The following is a 17410-nucleotide window of genomic DNA, read 5'->3' on the forward strand; positions in this document are numbered from 1 at the left end:
ATGCCGCTCTCGCCCATCGCGCCGGGCGACCTGACCAAGGTCGCCGTGGGAATCGACCGCCCGGAGGACGTGGTCGTCGGGCCGGACGGCCGGGTCTTCGCCTCGGACCACCAGTGCGCCGTGGCCGAGATCTTCCCCGATGGATCGTTCAAGCGGATGGGACCCAAGGGCGGCGCGCCCAACGGGATCAACATGGACCGGCAGGGCCGGGTGCTGATCGCCAACTTCGGCATCTATGACCGTGAGGACGGGCCGCTGCAGCGCTTCGACCCGGCCACGGGGAAGCATGAGACGCTGCTGACGCAGGTCGGCGGGCGGCGGCTGACCAGCGCCAACTATCCGGTGATGGACCAGGCTGGGAACATCTGGTGCGCCAACTCCACCCACGCCGAGACCTGGCCGCAGGCTCTGGACGGGCGCGCCGACGGCTTCATCTTCGTACTGCGGCCGGACGGGTCGAGTGAAGTGGTGGCCGAAGGCCTGAAGTTTCCAAACGGGATGGCCCTGTCGGCGGACGAGCGCTACCTGTTCTGCGCCCAGACCAGCGGCGCCGACGTGATGCGCTTTCCGATCCACGAGGGCGCGACGTTGGGGGCCGGCGGCCGCTACGGCCCCGTGCTCGGCAAGCTGCAGGCCCCGGATGCGCCGGGCGTCGACCACAACGAGCTCGGCTACACGGACGGGATCGGTCTGGACGCCGAGGGCAATCTCTGGGTCTGCCTGCCGGCCGCCAACAAGGTGGTGGCGATCACGCCGGAGCTGGAGGTGGTGACTGTAATCCACGACCCGTCCAGCGAGGTGGTCAACCACCCGACCAACGTCACCTGGGGCGGCCCCGACCTGAAGGACCTTTACATCGGCTCGATCCGGGCAGGTTATGTGCTCAAGGGCCGTAGCCCGGTTGCGGGACAGCCGCATGTGCACCAATTGGAGGGGCGGGTTTCGGCCTGAATCCTTCAGGGTTTGAAGGTTGCCTCTTCCACAGTGATCATTGATCACTAAAATGCTTGTTTGAAGCCGTCGGGGGATCTCGTCGGCGCTCCAAAATCCAACGAACGCCTCCGGGAGGACGTCATGCGCGAGTACCTGCAGTTCTATATCGACGGTCAGTGGGTCGATCCGGTCGAACCCAAGACGCTCGACGTCATCAACCCGGCGACCGAGAAGGTCGCGGGCAAGATCTCGCTCGGCACCGCCGCCGACGTGGACAAGGCCGTGAAGGCCGCCAAGAAGGCGTTCGTGACGTGGTCGCAGACCAGCCGCGAAGAGCGCCTGGACGTTCTCAACCGCATCCTCGCCGAGTACCAGAAGCGCTTCGGCGACCTGGCGACCGCGGTCACCGAGGAAATGGGCGCCCCGGCCTCGCTGGCGCAACGCGCGCAGGTTCCGATCGGCATGGGCCACCTGGGCACCGCCGCCGCCGTGCTGAAGGACTTCAAGTTCAGCGAAGACCGCGGCCCGACGATGATCGTCAAAGAGCCGATCGGCGTCTGCGGCTTCATCACCCCCTGGAACTGGCCGCTGAACCAGATCGTCTGCAAGGTGGCCCCGGCCATCGCCACCGGCTGCACCATGGTGCTGAAGCCGTCGGAAGTGGCGCCGTTCACCGGCCACATCTTCGCTGAGATCATGCATGCCGCCGGCGTGCCGGCCGGCGTGTTCAACCTGGTGCAAGGCGACGGCGTCGGCGTCGGCGTGCCGCTGTCGAGCCACCCGGACGTGGACCTGATCTCGTTCACCGGTTCGACCCGCGCCGGCATCGAGGTGGCCAAGAACGCCGCCCCGACCGTCAAGCGCGTGGCCCAGGAACTGGGCGGCAAGAGCCCGAACATCGTCCTCGACGACGACGCCTTCGCCAAGGGCGTGGGCCGCGGCGTGGCCACGGTGATGACCAACTCGGGTCAATCCTGCAACGCCCCGACCCGCATGCTGGTCCCGCAAGCGCGCATGGATGAAGCGATCGCCGTCGCCAAGGAAGCGGCCGCCCAGGTCACCGTCGGCGACCCCAACGGCAACAGCCTGCTGGGTCCGGTGGTCTCGGAAGTGCAGTTCAACAAGATCCAGAAGCTGATCCAGTCGGGCATCGACGAGGGCGCGACCCTGGTCGCCGGCGGCGTGGGCCGTCCGGACGGCCTGGACACCGGCTACTACGTCAAGCCGACCGTGTTCGCCAACGTGACCCCGGAGATGACGATCTCGAAGGAAGAGATCTTTGGCCCGGTGCTGTCGATCCTCGGCTACGAGAACGTCGAACAAGCCATCCAGATCGGCAACGACACCGAGTACGGCCTGGCCGCCTACGTCCAGGCCGCCGACCTCGCCAAGGCTCGCGAAGTGGCTTCCAAGCTGCGCGCCGGCCAGGTGTCGATCAACGGCGGCGGCGGCGACCTGATGGCGCCGTTCGGCGGTTACAAGATGAGCGGCAACGGGCGCGAGTGGGGCGATTTCGCCTTCAACGAGTTCCTCGAAGTGAAGGCCGTTCTGGGCTACGCGCCGAAGGAAGCCGCCGAGTAAGGCTTTCAAAACGCGAAGGCTTTTGCGGGCCGGCAGGACGAGGGTCTTGCCGGCCCGCTTGCTGAGGGATCATCCTCTCCGAAAAGAAGAGAGGAGGGAGGAACGATGTCCACGGACATCCGATGCGTCGCCGATATCGCGCGCCATCATGCCCACGTGCGCCCAGGCGAGACCGCGATCTGGTTCGAGGGCGCGGCCACCACCTATGGCGAACTGGACCGGCTGTCCTCGCAGTGCGCCCAGGCGCTGATCGCCGCCGGCGTGACGCCGGGCGAGCGGGTCGGGGTTCTGACCAAGGGCTCGGACGCGTTCTTCATCCTGTGGCTCGGCTGTCTGAAGGCCGGCGCCTGCCTGACCCCCGTCAACTGGCGGCTGGCGCCGCCCGAGATCGCCTTCGTGCTCAAGGACGCCGGCTGCCGGCTGGTGGTGACGGGTGCCGACTTCGCGCCGGTGATCGAGAAGATCGCCGCCGACCTCCCGGCCCTGCAGACGGTGGTGCAGATCGAGCCTGGTCATGCCCAATGGTCCGGATTCGCCGACTGGATCGGCAGGTATCCGGCCCTCGACCCGCAGCTACCTGCCGCTGACGACGACGATGTCGTCCAACTCTACACCTCGGGGACCACCGGGTTGCCCAAGGGCGTGCAGCTGACCGAGCGCAACTACGCGACGGTGTTCGAAAGCGCGCTTCAGCAGTGGGCGCAGTTCGCGCCGGGCATGGCGGTGCTGGTGGCGATGCCGCTGTTTCATGTGGCCGGGGCCAATCTCGGCATCCTGGCGCTGCTGCAGGGCGCCAAGGCGATCGTGTTGCGCGAACCCGATCCCGGGGTGATCCTCAAGGTCATCGAGCAGCACCGGATCGAGCATGCCTTCCTAGTGCCGGCGCTGATCAACATGATCCTCCAGCGGCCGGAGGTCGGACAGACCGACCTGTCGAGCGTGCGCAACATCTATTACGGCGCCTCGCCGATCTCAGAGGAGGTGCTGAAGCGGGCGCAGGCGACGTTCCCGGCCCAGTTCACCCAGCTCTATGGTCTGACCGAGACGATCGGCGGCGGCACCAACCTGCCGCCCGAGGCGCACGATCCGGCGCGCGGCAAGCTGCGCTCATGCGGGATCCCGTCGGCCGGCTTCGAGGTGCGGGTGCGCATCGAGGATCGCGACGCCGCGCCGTTCGAGGTCGGCGAGATCGAGATCCGTTCCCCCGGCGTGATGAAGGGCTACTGGAACCGGGCCGAGGCCACCGCCCAGGCGATCTGCCCGGAGGGCTGGTTCCGCAGCGGCGACGCCGGCTATTTCGACGACGACGGCTATCTGTTCATCCACGACCGGGTGAAGGACATGATCGTCTCGGGCGGTGAGAACATCTATCCGGCCGAGGTCGAGAACGCGTTGTTCTCGCATCCGGCCGTGGCCGACGCCGCGGTGGTCGGCGTGCCGGACGAGCGGTGGGGCGAGGCGGTGAAGGCGTTTGTCGTGCTGCGGCCCGGCGCCGAGGCCGACGCGGACGCCATCATGGGCCACTGCCGGGCGCTGATCGCCGGCTACAAGGTCCCCAAAAGCGTGGATTTCATTGCGGTCCTGCCGCGCAATCCGTCCGGCAAGGTGCTGCGGCGGGAGTTGCGCGCCCCGTTCTGGGAAGGCCGCGGCCGCAACGTCGGCTGAGTTTCAAGGAGAGGAAGATTGATGCTGGACCCGCATTTCAAGGCGATGATCGACGCGGCTGCCGAACAGGCGGCGAACGCCCCGCCGCTGGACGCCGTGCCGCCTGCGATGATCCGCATGGGCTACCAGATGCAGCGCAAGGCGACTGACCAGAGCCCGCCGCAGGACGTGGTGACCAAGGATCTGCAGGTTGAGGGCGGGGCCGGTCCGATCCCCGCGCGGCTGTACACGCCGGCCGGCGCAACGACCCCGAGCGGGGGCCTGGTCTACTTCCACGGCGGCGGTTTCACGATCGGCGATCTGGAAACCCATGACGGCCACTGCCGGCGGCTGGCCTCGCTGGCCGGCGTGCGGGTGCTGGCCATCGACTACCGGTTGGCGCCGGAGCATCCGTTCCCGGCTGGGCACGACGACGCCTTGGCCGCGACCAAGTGGGCCTTCGACCATGCGGCTGAGATCGGCTTCGACCCCAAGCGCATCGCGGTCGGCGGCGACTCGGCCGGCGGCAACCTGGCGGCGTCCGTCTCGATCGACCTGAAGGACGATCCGGCCCGCAAGGTCGCCTTCCAGCTGCTGCTCTATCCGGGCATCTGGCCGGAGATGGAGACCGCCTCGCGCAAGGAACTGGACGGCCCGATCCTGACCAAGGCGGCGCTGGCCTGGTTCGACAAGTCGCTGGCCGCCCTTGGTCACGCGCAGTCCGGCCGGGCGTTCCTGGGCAAGGCCAAGCTGAGCGGCGACCTGCCGCCGGCCCTGGTGGTCACCGCCGGCTTCGATCCGCTGAAGGACGAGGGCCGCGACTACGCCGCAGCGCTGAACGCCGCCGGCGCCAAGGCCGCGCACGTCGAGTATGCGGGCCTGATCCACGACTTCTACCTGATGCCGGACGTCTCGCCGGCGGTGGTCGAGGCGGCCAAGGAAACCGCCGCGGCGCTGAAGGCGGCGATCGGGTAGGGGCTTTCCCCTCACCCTAACCCTCTCCCCCAAGGGGGCGAGGGAGCAGGTTGGTGCTGACCGGAGACAGCTTTCCCTCTCCCCGCTTGAGGGGAGAGGGCAGGGTGAGGGGAGGCGGCGTGGAGCGGCGCTCTGCTGCCTTGGGATTTTGCGGCGGATAGGTGGGTGTCCCCCTCACCCTAACCCTCTCCCCCAAGGGGGCGAGGGAACAGGCCGGAGTGGGACGGAGCCGTTACTTGCCCAGCAGCACAGCCCGGATCGCGCCGGTGAGCTGGGCGAGCTCGGCGTTGGTGGTGACGTAGGGCGGGGTCAGGTAGACGACCTTGCCCATCGGGCGGATCCAGCAGCCGTGCTCGGCGAAGGCCATGCAGAGCGGGCCGGTCTCGACCGGGTGGTCGAACTCGACGACGCCGATAGCGCCGTAGGTGCGCACGTCGACGACGCCGGGGGCGGCGCGGCAGGGCTCCAGCCCGTCGGCGAGGGCGGCGTTGATGCGGGCGACGTCGGCCTTCCACTGGCCGGTCTCGAAGATGTCGAGGCTGGCGTTGGCGGCGGCGCAGGCCAGCGGATTGGCCATGTAGGTCGGGCCGTGCATCAGCGCTGCGCCGGCGTCGTCGGACCAGAAGGCCTCGAAGACCTTGCTGCGGGCGATGGCGGCCGAGAGCGGCAGGGTGCCGCCGGTCAACGCCTTGGACAGGGTCACGATGTCCGGCGTCACGCCCGAGCCCGAGCAGGCGAACAGGTCGCCGGTGCGGCCGAAGCCGACGAAGATCTCGTCGAAGATCAGCAGCAGGTCGTGCTTGTCGGCCAGCCGGCGCAGGGTGCGCAGCACCTCGTCGGAGTGGAACAGCATGCCGCCGGCGCCCTGGATGCGCGGCTCGACGATGATGGCGGCGATCTCGCCGGCCTTCTCGCCCATCAGGGCGTCGAGGGCGGCCTCGGAGGCGGCGTCGACCGGCAGGGCGGTGACGATCTGCGACGGCATGACCCCGGCGAACAGGCTGTGCATGCCTTCTTCGGGATCGCAGATGGTCATCGTGGCCAGGGTGTCGCCGTGATAGCCGCCCTGGAAGCTGAGGAAGCGGGTGCGCCCGGCGACGCCACGGTTGATCCAGTATTGCAGCGCCATCTTCATGGCGATCTCGACCGAGACCGAGCCGCTCTCGGCGAAGAACACGTGGTTTAGGTCGCCGGGCAGCAGGTCGGCGAGCCGGCGGGCGAGGCGATAGGCCGGCTCGTGCGCCAGGCCGCCGAACATCACGTGCGGCGCGCGTTCGAGCTGGGCGGTGACCGCGGCGCGGATGTGCGGGTGATTGTAGCCGTGGCAGGCCGTCCACCAGGAGGCGATGCCGTCGACCAGCTCGCGGCCGTCCTCGAGAATGATCCGCGCGCCCTGCGTGCGAGCTACCGCTAGGGGAGCTGGCGCGGTCTTCATCTGACAGTAGGGGCGCCAGACGTTGCGGGCGTCTTGGGTGAGCCAGTCCGGTGTCGGGAAAGTCATGGTCGCTGGCTTTAACGGAAGCCCAGGCTCGTGCATACCGCGCGCCGTGATGGACAGTTTGACCGCTTTCGCCCAGTCCAAGCTCGACGCGCTCGAGGCGCGCAGTTTGAAACGCACCCTGGTCCCGACCCGCCGGATGGACGGGCTGTGGGTCGAGCGTAACGGGCGGCGGCTGCTGTCCTTCTCGTGCAACGACTACCTGAACCTCTCGCACCATCCGGCGGTGAAGGCCGCTGCTCTGGCCGCGGTGGAGGCCCATGGGGTCGGCTCGGGGGCGTCGCGGCTGGTGACCGGCGACAACCCGATCTTCGGCGAGCTCGAGGCGCGGCTGGCGGCGCTGAAGGGCGCGGAGGCCGCCTGCGTGTTCGGTTCGGGCTACCTGGCCAATTCCGGGATCATCCCGACCTTCGTCGGCGAGGGCGACCTGATCCTGATCGACGAGCTGGCGCATGCCTGCATCTGGTCGGGCTCGCAGCTGTCGCGGGCCAGGATCGTGCCGTTCGCCCACAACGATGTCGCCGACCTCGCCGCCAAGCTGAGCGCCTATCGCGGCGAGGCCGGGCGGGCGCTGATCGCCACGGACGGGGTGTTCTCGATGGACGGCGACGTGGCGCCGCTGGACGAGATTTCGGCCTTGGCCCAAGCGCATGAGGCCTGGCTGCTGGTCGACGACGCCCACGGCCTGGGCGTGCTGGGCGAGGGGCGCGGGACGGCGGCGATGTTCCCGGGCGCAAGGATCGACCTCGCGATGGGCACCTTCTCCAAGGCGCTGGGCGGTTACGGCGCCTATGTCTGCGCCAGCGCGCCGGTGATCGACTTCATCAAGACCCGCACGCGCACGGTGGTCTATACGACCGGCCTGCCGCCGGCGAACGCCGCGGCGGCGCTGGCGGCGCTGGACGTGATCGCCGCCGAGCCGGAGCGGGTGGCCGCGGTGCTGGCCAAGGCGCGGCGCTTCACCCGGGCGCTGAACCTGCCCGAAGCGACCAGCGCGGTGGTGCCGATCGTGCTGGGCGAGGCCGACCGCACCCTGGCGGCGGCCAAGGCGCTGGAGGCGCAAGGCTTCCTGGTGGTTGCGATCCGGCCGCCGACCGTGCCGGCGGGCACCGCGCGGCTGCGGGTGGCGTTCACGGCGCGACATCCGGACGAAGAGATCGATCGTCTGGCGGCGGCGGTTCGCCCGCTGATGGAGGCCTGATGCGCCAGCTGTTCGTCACCGGCGCCCATACCGACGTCGGCAAGACCTATGTCGCCTGCGCCATGCTGCGCGCGGCGCGCGCCAAGGGTCTGAGCGTCGCGGCGCTGAAGCCGGCGGTCAGCGGCATCGATCTCGCCGATTGGAGTGACAGCGATCCGGGCCGGCTGCTGGCGGCGATGGACCGACCGCTGACCTTGGCCGAACTGGACGCGATCGCGCCGCTGCGGTTCGCCGCGCCGCTGTCGCCGCCGATGGCCGCGCGGCTGGAGGGCGTCGAGCTGCGGATCGCGAGCCTGACCGAGTTCTGCCGCGCTGGATTGGCGGCCAGCGCCGCCGACCTGATGCTGGTCGAGGGCGCCGGCGGGGTGATGTCGCCGATGGCCGAGGATGGCACGGGCCTGGACCTGATGCTGGCGCTGGGCCTGCCGAGCGTGGTGGTCGGCGGGTCCTATCTGGGTTCGATCAGCCATACCCTGACGGCGATCGAGACCCTGCGTTCGCGGGGGCTGCCGATCGCGGCGGTGGTGATCAGCCAGAGCGGCGAGCCGGACGCGCCGGACTTTGCGCAGACGGTCGCGAGCGTGGCGGCCTTCGCTGGCGAGGTGAACATCGTGGCTGCGGCGCGGGGGGCAGACGATTGGGCGAGCGAACTGGTCTGAGGTCTGCGAGGCGGCGAGGGCGATCCCCCTCACCTAACCTCTCCCCCAAGGGGGAGAGGGACTGAATAGGGTGTGCGCCATCGCTTCGTTCCCTCTCCCATTGGGAGAGGGTTAGGGTGAGGGGCGGCGACGCGGAGCGGCGCTCTGTCTAGTCCGCGGCCTCGTTGCGCTGGCGTTGGGCGTAGGCGAGGACGCCCATGCCGACCAGGGCCGAGAGGATAGAGCCGGCGATGACGCCCATCCGCACCTCGGTCTGGGCCAGGGTGTCGTTGGGATCGAAGGCCAGGCCGCCGATGAACAGGCTCATGGTGAAGCCGACCCCGCAGAGCAGCGACACGCCGTAGAGTTCCAGCCACTTGGCCCCGGTCGGGCGGCGGGCGAGCTTGAGCCCGATCACCGCGGCGGCGAAGCCGAACACGCCGATCTGCTTGCCGAAGAACAGGCCCATGGCGATGCCGAGCGGCACCGGATTGGCCAGGGTCGAAAGCGACAGGCCCTGGAACGAGAAGCCGGCCGCAGCGAAGGCGAACAGCGGCAGGATCAGGTAGGCGACGTAGGGGTGCAGGCTCTCCATGAAGTGCTTCAGCGGCCCTTCGTGGCCCGGCTTGCGCGGGTCGATCGGCACGGTCATGGCCGCGGCGACCCCGGCCAGCGAGGTGTTGACCCCGCTCTTCAGGCAGAAGGCCCAGGCGAGCGCGAAGCAGGCCGCATAGAACAGGTACGGGGCCGACTTCCACTTCGACATCAGCGCCATCAGGGCGATGGACGCGGCCGCGCCGCCCAGCGCGTACATGTTGACGTCGGAGGTGAAGAGGATGGCGATCAGCGCCACCGCGCCGAGGTCGTCGGCGATGGCCAGGGTCAGCAGGAAGATCCGCAGCGAAGGCGGCAGCCGCGGTCCGGCCACGGCCAGGGCGGCGAGCGCGAAGGCGATGTCGGTGGCGGTGGGGGTCGGCCAGCCCTGCGGCGCGCCGCCTTGGCCGAGATTGAACAGCAGATAGACGCCAGCCGGGGCGATCATGCCGCCGAGCGCGGCCAGCACCGGCAGGGCCAGGCGGCGCGGATTGGACAGCTCGCCGCGCAGGATCTCGTGTTTGATCTCAAGCCCGACGACGAAGAAGAAGATCGCCATCAAGCCTTCCTTGATCCACCGATAGACCGGCTTCACCTCGTAGAACGAGCCGATCTGGATGGTGATCTCGTGCTTGATGAAGGCGAAGTAGTGATCGGCCCAAGGCGAGTTGGCCAGCGCCACGGCCAGCAGCGCCGCGGTGGTGAGGATCACGCCTGAAGCCGTCTCGGTCTTCAGGAAATCCAGGGTCAGTCGTCTTGCCATGGCACCGGTTACCATGGGGGGAAGAGGGGAAATACCGCAATCGGTCGTTGCTGGCGCCGATGTGATCGCGCATCTGATGGATATGCCCGTCTCGCCCGCTTATCGCCCCGACCCGCATGTCCAGGACCTCGGCCCGGCGTTCTTCGATCCGGTGGCGGCCGCTGATTTCCCGATGACTTTCCTGCGCTTCCGCAACGATCGGGCGGCGGCGAGCGTCGGACTGGATACCCTGACCGACGACGAATGGACGGCGCACTTCGGGCGGTTCGAGCCGCTGCCGGGCCAGCTGCCCCAGCCGCTGGCCATGCGTTATCACGGCCACCAGTTCCGCGTTTACAACCCCGACCTCGGCGACGGCCGCGGCTTCACCTTCGCCCAGCTGCGCGAGGCCGGAACCGGCCGGCTGCTGGAGCTGGGCACTAAAGGATCGGGCCAGACGCCTTGGTCGCGGGCCGGCGACGGGCGGCTGACCCTGAAGGGCGGCGTGCGCGAGGCGCTGGCCACGGCGATGCTGGAGGCGCTGGGGGTGCCGACCTCGCGATCGTTCTCGCTGATCGAGACCGGCGAGCAGCTGGTGCGCGGCGACGAGCCGAGCCCGACCCGCTCGTCGGTGCTGGTGCGGCTGTCGCACAGCCACATCCGGTTCGGGACCTTCCAGCGCCAGGCCTATCTGCAGGACGCCGCGGCCATTACGCGGCTCGTCGAGCATGTGGTCGAGCTCTACTACCCCGAACTGGGGAACGCGCCGGACAAGGGCGCGGCGCTGCTGGAGGCGGTGGCCGGCCGCGCGGCGCGGCTGACCGCGCGCTGGATGGCGGCCGGGTTCGTGCACGGGGTGCTGAACACCGACAACATGAACATCACCGGCGAGAGCTTCGACTACGGCCCCTACCGGTTCCTGCCGCACAATGACCCGAACTTCACGGCCGCCTATTTCGACACCGCCGGGCTCTACAGCTTCGGCCGCCAGCCCGAGACGGTGTTCTGGAACCTGCAGCAGCTGGCCGGCTGCCTGGCGCAGGTCGCCGACCAGGATGCGCTGATCGCGGCGCTGAACGGCTTCGGTCCCGCCTATCGCCAGGAGCTGGCCAGGGCGCTGCTGAACCGGCTGGGGCTCAAGCGCGGCGAGGAGGCGGCCGAGGTCGCCTTCGCCAACGCCACGTTCAGGGCCATCGCCGAGGGCGGCGACCGCCTGCGCTGGGAGCCGTTCTTCTTCGACTGGTTCTGCGGCGACGAGGGGCGGGCGCTGGCGAGCCTGCGCGGCGACATCTATGCGGGCGAGGCGTTCGACGACTTCCGGGCGCAGATCAAAGGCTTCCAACCCGAACGGCCCGAACGTCTGAGCGACGCATACTTCGCCGCGCCGGAGCCGCAGGAGCTGCTGATCGACGAGATCGAGGCTATCTGGGCCGACATCGCCGAGCGCGACGACTGGAGCGCGTTCCACGCCAAGCTGGCGGCGATCGAGACGGCGCGGACCGCCTGGGCGCTGGGAACCTAGGCGGGCCGGCGTGGTTGGCTCTTCCTCAGTAGGAGGAGAGTTCGCCATGCCTCGCGGAGAGAAGTCGAAGTACACCGACAAGCAGGAACGCAAGGCCGACCACATCGCCCAGAGCTATGAGGACAAGGGCGTCTCGGAGCGGGAAGCCGAGCGTCGGGCCTGGGCGACGGTCAACAAGCAGGACGGCGGCGGCAAGGCGCCCGGCGGTTCCGGGCGCAAGACGGCGCACTAGGCGCTAGAGGATCGTCAGCTTCAGTTGCATCGCCTCGGCCTCGACGGCCTTCAGGCGCGTGGGATCGGCGAGCAGCCCGCGTAGCGCCAGGCGTGCGCTGGCCCTGGCCTGGGCCTGCGGCGAGGCGGGAAGGGCGGCGAGCACGCTGGTTTCGCTGAGCTGCAGCAGTTGTTCGGCCGCCAGGTTTGGCAGGTCGCAGACTAGCGCGCCGCTGGCGACGCCGGCCTCGATCAGATTGCGGTAGTGGGCGACCAGGTCCGCGCGCGCTTGCTGGGCCGGGCCGAACTGCGGCTTGCGAAGCTCCGGCAGGTAGAAGATCGCCGGCAAGGCGCGGTCGACCGACGCGACGAGCGCGGCTTCCTCGTAGAGGCTCTTGAAAAGGGCGGTCTCGGGCGGCCGGCCCAGCGCGTTCAGTCGGCCGTAGAAGCCGAGCGAGGGCTGGACCAGAAAGACGACCAGATCGTTGAGCAGCGCGTCCTTGGTCGGGAACAGGTTGAACAGCGAGGCGGTCGCCACGCCGAGCGCCTGGGCGATCATGCGGATGCTTGCGCCGGTGTAGCCTTCTGCGCTGATCAGCTGCGCGGCGGTCAGGAATACCGCCTCGCGGGTCAGGTGCGGACGGCCGTCGCCGCGCGGGCGGCCGACGGGGCGGCGGTTTGGCGTCGGAACGGTCATCGCGTCAGGGCATAGCGCCGGTCGGTCCTTGCGTCTAATTTAAAACGATCGATCAAAATAATTGACTTGGGGCTAGCGCGGACCTATCGAGCGCCGAGGCTGGCGAAGACCGGCCATCGACGGAGGCGACGAGATGGAAGCTTTGCCAGGGATCAGCGCGCAGGAGATCGCGCGGGCGCGGCGGCCGCTGGAAGCAGCCTGGACCTTGCCGCCGGCCGCCTATGTGCGCGCCGACATCCATAGGTTGGAAGCCGAGCGTATCCTGCGCCGCAGCTGGGCGCCGCTGGCGCGGGTCGATCAGCTGGCGGCCCCCGGGGACTACGTCGCCATGGAGCTGGCCGGCCAGCCGGTGCTGGTGGTTCACGGCCTGGATGGCGAGTTCCGGGTTATGGCCAACGTCTGCCGCCATCGCGCCGCGCCGGTCGCCGAGGGGGCGGGGCGGCGCAAGCTGTTCACCTGCCCCTATCACGCCTGGAGCTACGACACCGAAGGGCGGCTGGCGGCCGCGCCGCTGATGGACGGCGTGGCGGACTTCGCGCGCGAGGACTGCCGGCTGACCCAGTTCCGGAGCGAGGTCTGGCAGGGCTTCGTGATGGCTAATCTCGACCCGCAGGCCGAGCCGTTCGGCCCGCAGGTCGAGCCGTTGGCGAGAGCCTTCGAGGCGTTCGACATCGCCGGCATGGTTGTCGCCCGGACCCTGATCTACGACAGCGGCTGGAACTGGAAGGTGCTGGTCGAGAACTTCATGGAGGCCTACCACCACCTGGCCGCCCATGCGCAGACCCTGGAACCGGGGTTCCACGCGCGCGACTCCATCGTGTTCGACAGCGACGGGCCGTGGTCGATCCTGCATATGCCGGCCGCCGCTGTGGACGCCGAGCGGCCGCGGCTGGTCCAGGGGCTGCCCGAGCAGCAGGCCGGGGCGTTGTTCGCGGCGGCCGCGTTTCCGCACTTCATGTTCGCCCTGCATGGCGACGGCATGGCCTGGTACCAGGTGCTGCCGCTGGCCGGCGACCGCTTCACCCTGAAAATCCACCTCTGCGTCCCGCGCTACGTGCTGGACCTGGAGGGGGCCGACCACATCCTGGCCGAGTTGGAGCAGGTGACGGCGGCGATCCACGCCGAGGACATCGTCGTCAACGACCTGGTCTGGAAGGGCCTGAACGCGCCCACCACCGGTCAGGGCCGGCTGGCGCCGCTGGAACGCTCGATCTGGCAGATGAACCAGTGGTGGCTGGCGAAGATGGGGGCCTAGGCCTTCCGCCGCGAGGCCGCCTGCGACAGCACCACGCCGAAGAGCGCGATGGCGCCGCCCAGCGACTGCAGCGGGCCGAGCGCCTCGGCGAACAGCAGCCAGCCGAGCAGAGCGGCGACCACCGGCTGGATCAGGACCACGACCGAGGCCGTGGCGGCGGGCAGCCGGCCAAGCGCCCAGGCGATGGAGCCCTGGCCGGCCACGTGCATGACGCCGAGGCCGATCACCGCCGCCCAGCCGACCGTGGTGGCGGGAAGGATCTGTTCTCCCATCGCCAGGGCGGCGACCAGCAGCAGCGGGGCGCTGGCGACGCTGGACCAGAACATCACGCGGGTCGCGCCGACGCTGCGGCGCGCGGCGCTGATGGCCAGGAAGTAGAAGGCGTACCAGACCGCCGTGGTCAGGGCCAAGGCGTCGCCCAGCGGCGGATTGGCGCCCGGCGCGTGCGCCCCGCGGCCGATGGCCATCAGCCAGGCGCCGGCGACGGCGAGCGCCACGGCGGCGACGAACAGCTTGGCCGGTCGCTGCTTCAGGAAGATCCAGGCCGCGGCGGTGACCACCACCGGCGTCAGGTTGGTCAGCACGGTGGCGTTGGCGACCGAGGTGAAGTGGATGCTGTAGTGCCAGAAGGCCAGGTCGCAGGCGAAGGCCAGGCCAGCGATCAGGGCGAACCTGTTCGGTCGCCCGACGCCGCCCTCGCTGCGCAGCGCCATCAGGCCGAGCAGCGGCATGGCGAGAGCCACGCGCCAGAAGCCGACCGCCGCCGGGCCGGCGTCGGCCAGCCGCACCAGGATCGGCGCCAGGCCGATGATCGCCGCGCCGGCGACCAGCACGGCCAGCGCCTGGAGCTGGCCGCGGTCGCGCGAGGCCGTCGTGTCAGTCAAATCCCATCTCCGCACGGAGCTCGCCAGGGCTCACGCCGCGGGCGCGCAGGTCGCGCAATGTCTCGGCGTGGTCGCGCTTGGCGTAGCGCTTTCCATCCGGACCGGTCAGCAGGCGATGATGGCGATAGATGGGCGTGGGCAGATCGAGCAGGGCTTGCAGCAGCCGCTGGACGTGCGTGGCCTCGTAGAGGTCCTGGCCGCGGATGACGTGGGTCACGCCCTGCAGCGCATCGTCGACCACGACCGCCAGGTGATAGGCGACCCCGACGTCCTTGCGCGCCAGCACCACGTCGCCGCCCGACAGGCTCGCGTCGACGGCGATCGTCCCGTGCTCGTGGCCAGGACCATCGCCCTCCTCGACGAAGCTCAGCGGCCGGCCGGCCAGGGCCTGTTCGGCGGCGTCGAGCGACAGCCGCCAGGCGAACGGCTGTCCAGCGGCCAGGCGTTCGGCCTCCTCGGCCGCCGGCAGCGGCGCGCCGCGGAATGTCTCGGCATGGCCGTGGGGGGCGCTGGCGGCGGCCTGGGCCAGTTCCTTACGGGTGCGGAAGCAGCGATAGGTCAGATGGTCGGCGGTCAGCGCGGCGAGCGCGGCCTGGTAGTCGTCGAGATGCTCGGACTGGCGGCGGACCGGCGTCTCCCAGGCGATCCCGAGCCAGGCGAGATCCTCGTAGATCGCGTCCTCGAACTGCGGTCGGCTGCGAGTGACGTCGATGTCCTCGATGCGCAGGATGAAGCGCCCGCCGGACGCGCGTGCGGCCTCGAAGGCGCTCAGGGCCGAGAAGGCGTGGCCGCGATGCAGGTAGCCGGTCGGCGAGGGGGCGAAACGGGTGACGAACACCCGATCAGCTTTTAGCCGTGGTGGGCCTTGCCGAAAATGCCCATGTGCTCGAACACGCCGCGCAGGAAGGCGTCGTCGCCGCCGAGCGCGTCCTTCAGATGGTCGAACTGCTTGAAGGCGAACATCTCGGCCAGGCCGTGGGCGGCGCACCAGGCCGCGGTGGTGGCCAGTTCCAGTTCCTGCTCGTCCATCGGGCCGGCGCCGGCTTCGACTAGGGTGTCGCGCACCTGGCAGTAAGCGCTGTCGTTCTCGGCGTGGACGTGCTCGGGCAGGCTCTCCTTGTCGCGCGAGCAGTCGTACATCACGCGGTAGAGCGCCGGGTTGTCGCGCGCGAAGCGGACATAGGCGACGCCGAGCGCGGTCAGCTTGTCGCGCACCAGGCTGTGGCTGGCGCGGGCCTCCGTCATCAGCTCGTTGAGCAGATCCCAGCCTTCGTGGGCGACGGCGTCGAGCAGTTCGCCCTTGTCCTTGAAGTGGTGATAGGGCGCGGCCGGGCTGACCCCCGCTTCGCGCGCGACAGCGCGCAGCGACAGCGCCGTGGGACCTTCAGCTTCAAGCAGTCGCTGGGCCGCGTCGATCAACGCGCGGCGCAGATCGCCATGGTGATAGGGGCGATTGTCGGCGGCTGCAGCTTCTCTCATAGCGTTCACTCTAAAACTGAATCTGGACGCCGTAAAGATCATCTTGACGCCGTTCAGATCGCGGATATCTTAGCGGTGTTCAAATTACTAAACCCTCGCTCCCCCGAGGGTTCCAACTTGAAAGGTGTGTGTCATGTCTCTCGCGCGTTTCAACCGCTTCGAACGTCTTTTCGACCGGATCGTGCCGGTCGTGCTGATCGCCCTCAGCGTCAGCCTTGCGGGCGCTACGCTCGCCGTCGGCGCGTAACAGCCGATCTCCCAGTCAGTGTCTGAAGGGGGCCGGGTTCCGGCCCCCTTTTTGTTGCGCGAGCCGTCGGGCGGTCCGCACTTCGGCCAGCCAGCGGTCCTTGTCGCCGTCGACGATCGCGTAGGTGCGGCCAGGCAACGCCTGGCCGGTTCGACGGTGCGGAACGACCGCTCCCAGCAAGGCTCCGTCGGCGTCCCGGAAGACTACGGCCGTGGAGCCCATCCAGCCGTAGGGATAGAGGGCGCATGTCGGGCGGGCCAGGTTCGCCGCCGTCGCCTCCTCGATCGGCTCGGCAAAGAACGGCGGGCGCTTGTGGGGGATGGGGCGTGCGGCCTGCGCCGCGTCGTCCGCGAGCACCTGCTGCGTCATGCCTTGCAGAGTGAAGTCGTCGGGCGGCAGGTCGCCCTTGAGCCGCTCAAGCACCCGGTAGTGATAGGTCGCCGGGGCGTAGCCGCTGATGATTTCCAGGTAGTAGTCATAGCTGTTTCCGCCTTCGCCAGCGGCGGCCGCGGTCGCGCCGGCCAGATTCTCGGGGGCCACGGCTTCCACAGCGGTGATCTTGACGAGATCGACATGGGCCGCATGCCGATAGAGGGCCTCGGCTTCGCGGCCGCCGTCGGTGGCGCGCGCACTGGAGATGGAATGCAGGCGCTGGCAGGCCCGGCGGCGGCTGCCAGACCCGCGACCATCGCCGTCATCACCCATCCCGATCGCTTCATTGTCGCCGCTCCTTGCGCCCTTCAGCCTAGAGCAATTGGGCCGCGCGTGGCGCGGGCTCTGTCGGTTCCATGCATTTCTGAATAGCTTACATTGTAAAATTTATCTGTACATCGTTTAGATGTGAACCTATCTAAGCATCGTCCAGATGGACCTGGGGCGGCGCCGCCGCACTGGAAAAGCCAAGGGAGTGCAGAACATGACCATCCTCAGCCAACTCGGCCGCATCTTCGACGCCAGCGTCAGCGTCGTCTTCGTCGCCATCAGCCTGGGCCTGGCCGGCGCCACCGCCGTCGTCGGCGCCTGATGCTTGGGCAGCGCGCCCCGTCCGCCTGGACATGCGCATCCGGACGGGGCCGCCGAGCTTCATTTCATGGAGCTGTCTCAAAAACCGGCCTATAATTCCCTGGCTACGGGAATTCCCCCAGTGGGCGATTCGCCGAGCGCTCGGATCGCGAAAGGGGGCCTGTCTTCAGTCTCTACGCGTACGACATAGGGGGGACCGCCCCCGCCCGGAGGGCCGACCATGCAGGTGCTTAATCACCCGCCGTCCGGCTGGCCCTGCCTTGTGCTGAACGCGGACTTCCGTCCCC

Annotated in this window: 16 protein-coding genes; 9 read left to right on the forward strand and 7 right to left on the reverse strand. The window is 69.1% G+C overall.

Features of this window, described 5'->3' with window-relative positions; genetic code table 11:
* From C0481_RS18570 to C0481_RS18585, 4 genes are all read left to right on the forward strand, one after another.
* Positions 1 to 951, forward strand: a complete 951-nt coding sequence (locus C0481_RS18570) for an SMP-30/gluconolactonase/LRE family protein (protein WP_293406589.1) — start codon at positions 1 to 3, stop codon at positions 949 to 951.
* A 123-nt stretch (positions 952 to 1074) separates the two neighbouring features.
* A complete protein-coding gene (locus C0481_RS18575) occupies positions 1075 to 2514 on the forward strand; it encodes an aldehyde dehydrogenase family protein (protein WP_293406591.1) in 1440 nt (479 codons plus the stop codon).
* A 105-nt stretch (positions 2515 to 2619) separates the two neighbouring features.
* Entirely contained in the window at positions 2620 to 4179 is a 1560-nt protein-coding gene (locus C0481_RS18580) for a long-chain-fatty-acid--CoA ligase (RefSeq protein ID WP_293406593.1), read from the forward strand.
* 21 nt (positions 4180 to 4200) lie between these two features.
* Entirely contained in the window at positions 4201 to 5133 is a 933-nt protein-coding gene (locus C0481_RS18585; protein ID WP_293406595.1) for an alpha/beta hydrolase, read from the forward strand.
* A 232-nt stretch (positions 5134 to 5365) separates the two neighbouring features.
* Here C0481_RS18585 and C0481_RS18590 read toward each other — a convergent pair whose 3' ends face one another.
* Positions 5366 to 6634, reverse strand: coding sequence for an adenosylmethionine--8-amino-7-oxononanoate transaminase (locus C0481_RS18590; protein ID WP_293406597.1), 1269 nt, complete (start codon positions 6632 to 6634; stop codon positions 5366 to 5368).
* Between the two features lie 49 nt (positions 6635 to 6683).
* Here C0481_RS18590 and bioF point away from each other — a divergent pair, with 49 nt between their 5' ends.
* Both bioF and bioD read left to right on the forward strand, forming a co-directional pair.
* A complete protein-coding gene (gene bioF, locus C0481_RS18595) occupies positions 6684 to 7832 on the forward strand; it encodes an 8-amino-7-oxononanoate synthase (RefSeq protein WP_293406599.1) in 1149 nt (382 codons plus the stop codon).
* The gene (gene bioD / locus C0481_RS18600) at positions 7832 to 8491 is read left to right on the forward strand and encodes a dethiobiotin synthase (protein ID WP_293406601.1); all 660 of its coding nucleotides are present in this window, start codon (positions 7832 to 7834) and stop codon (positions 8489 to 8491) included. The genes bioF and bioD overlap by 1 nt, the downstream gene beginning before the upstream one ends.
* A gap of 148 nt (positions 8492 to 8639) precedes the next feature.
* On the opposite strand, the gene nhaA is transcribed toward bioD, so the two are convergent.
* Positions 8640 to 9827 (reverse strand): Na+/H+ antiporter NhaA, encoded by a 1188-nt coding sequence (gene nhaA, locus C0481_RS18605; RefSeq protein WP_293406603.1) that lies wholly within the window; start codon positions 9825 to 9827, stop codon positions 8640 to 8642.
* Between the two features lie 82 nt (positions 9828 to 9909).
* Here nhaA and C0481_RS18610 point away from each other — a divergent pair, with 82 nt between their 5' ends.
* Positions 9910 to 11328: a protein adenylyltransferase SelO gene (locus tag C0481_RS18610; RefSeq protein WP_293406627.1), complete on the forward strand. Its 1419-nt coding sequence runs from the start codon at positions 9910 to 9912 to the stop codon at positions 11326 to 11328.
* 46 nt (positions 11329 to 11374) lie between these two features.
* Complete coding sequence (locus tag C0481_RS18615; RefSeq protein ID WP_293406605.1) at positions 11375 to 11560, forward strand: hypothetical protein; 186 nt, start codon at positions 11375 to 11377, stop codon at positions 11558 to 11560.
* A 3-nt stretch (positions 11561 to 11563) separates the two neighbouring features.
* On the opposite strand, the gene C0481_RS18620 is transcribed toward C0481_RS18615, so the two are convergent.
* The gene (locus C0481_RS18620; protein ID WP_293406607.1) at positions 11564 to 12235 is read right to left on the reverse strand and encodes a TetR/AcrR family transcriptional regulator; all 672 of its coding nucleotides are present in this window, start codon (positions 12233 to 12235) and stop codon (positions 11564 to 11566) included.
* 133 nt (positions 12236 to 12368) lie between these two features.
* On the opposite strand from C0481_RS18620, the gene C0481_RS18625 reads away from it, so the two are divergent.
* A complete protein-coding gene (locus C0481_RS18625) occupies positions 12369 to 13490 on the forward strand; it encodes an aromatic ring-hydroxylating dioxygenase subunit alpha (RefSeq protein ID WP_293406609.1) in 1122 nt (373 codons plus the stop codon).
* Here C0481_RS18625 and C0481_RS18630 read toward each other — a convergent pair.
* The 4 genes from C0481_RS18630 to C0481_RS18645 all read right to left on the reverse strand — a co-directional run bounded on the left by C0481_RS18630 (position 13487) and on the right by C0481_RS18645 (position 16805).
* Positions 13487 to 14374 (reverse strand): EamA family transporter, encoded by an 888-nt coding sequence (locus tag C0481_RS18630; protein WP_293406611.1) that lies wholly within the window; start codon positions 14372 to 14374, stop codon positions 13487 to 13489. The two genes, C0481_RS18625 and C0481_RS18630, sit on opposite strands and share 4 nt — an antisense overlap.
* On the reverse strand, positions 14367 to 15212 hold the full coding sequence (gene gluQRS / locus C0481_RS18635) for a tRNA glutamyl-Q(34) synthetase GluQRS (RefSeq protein ID WP_293406614.1): 846 nt from the start codon (positions 15210 to 15212) through the stop codon (positions 14367 to 14369). The genes C0481_RS18630 and gluQRS overlap by 8 nt, the downstream gene beginning before the upstream one ends.
* Positions 15213 to 15223: 11 nt before the next feature.
* The gene (locus C0481_RS18640) at positions 15224 to 15853 is read right to left on the reverse strand and encodes a TetR/AcrR family transcriptional regulator (RefSeq protein WP_293406616.1); all 630 of its coding nucleotides are present in this window, start codon (positions 15851 to 15853) and stop codon (positions 15224 to 15226) included.
* A 262-nt stretch (positions 15854 to 16115) separates the two neighbouring features.
* Complete coding sequence (locus C0481_RS18645) at positions 16116 to 16805, reverse strand: hypothetical protein (protein WP_293406619.1); 690 nt, start codon at positions 16803 to 16805, stop codon at positions 16116 to 16118.
* Positions 16806 to 17410 lie beyond the last annotated feature (605 nt).

Origin of the sequence: Phenylobacterium sp., assembly GCF_013822795.1 — a bacterium.
Classification (GTDB): domain Bacteria; phylum Pseudomonadota; class Alphaproteobacteria; order Caulobacterales; family Caulobacteraceae; genus Phenylobacterium.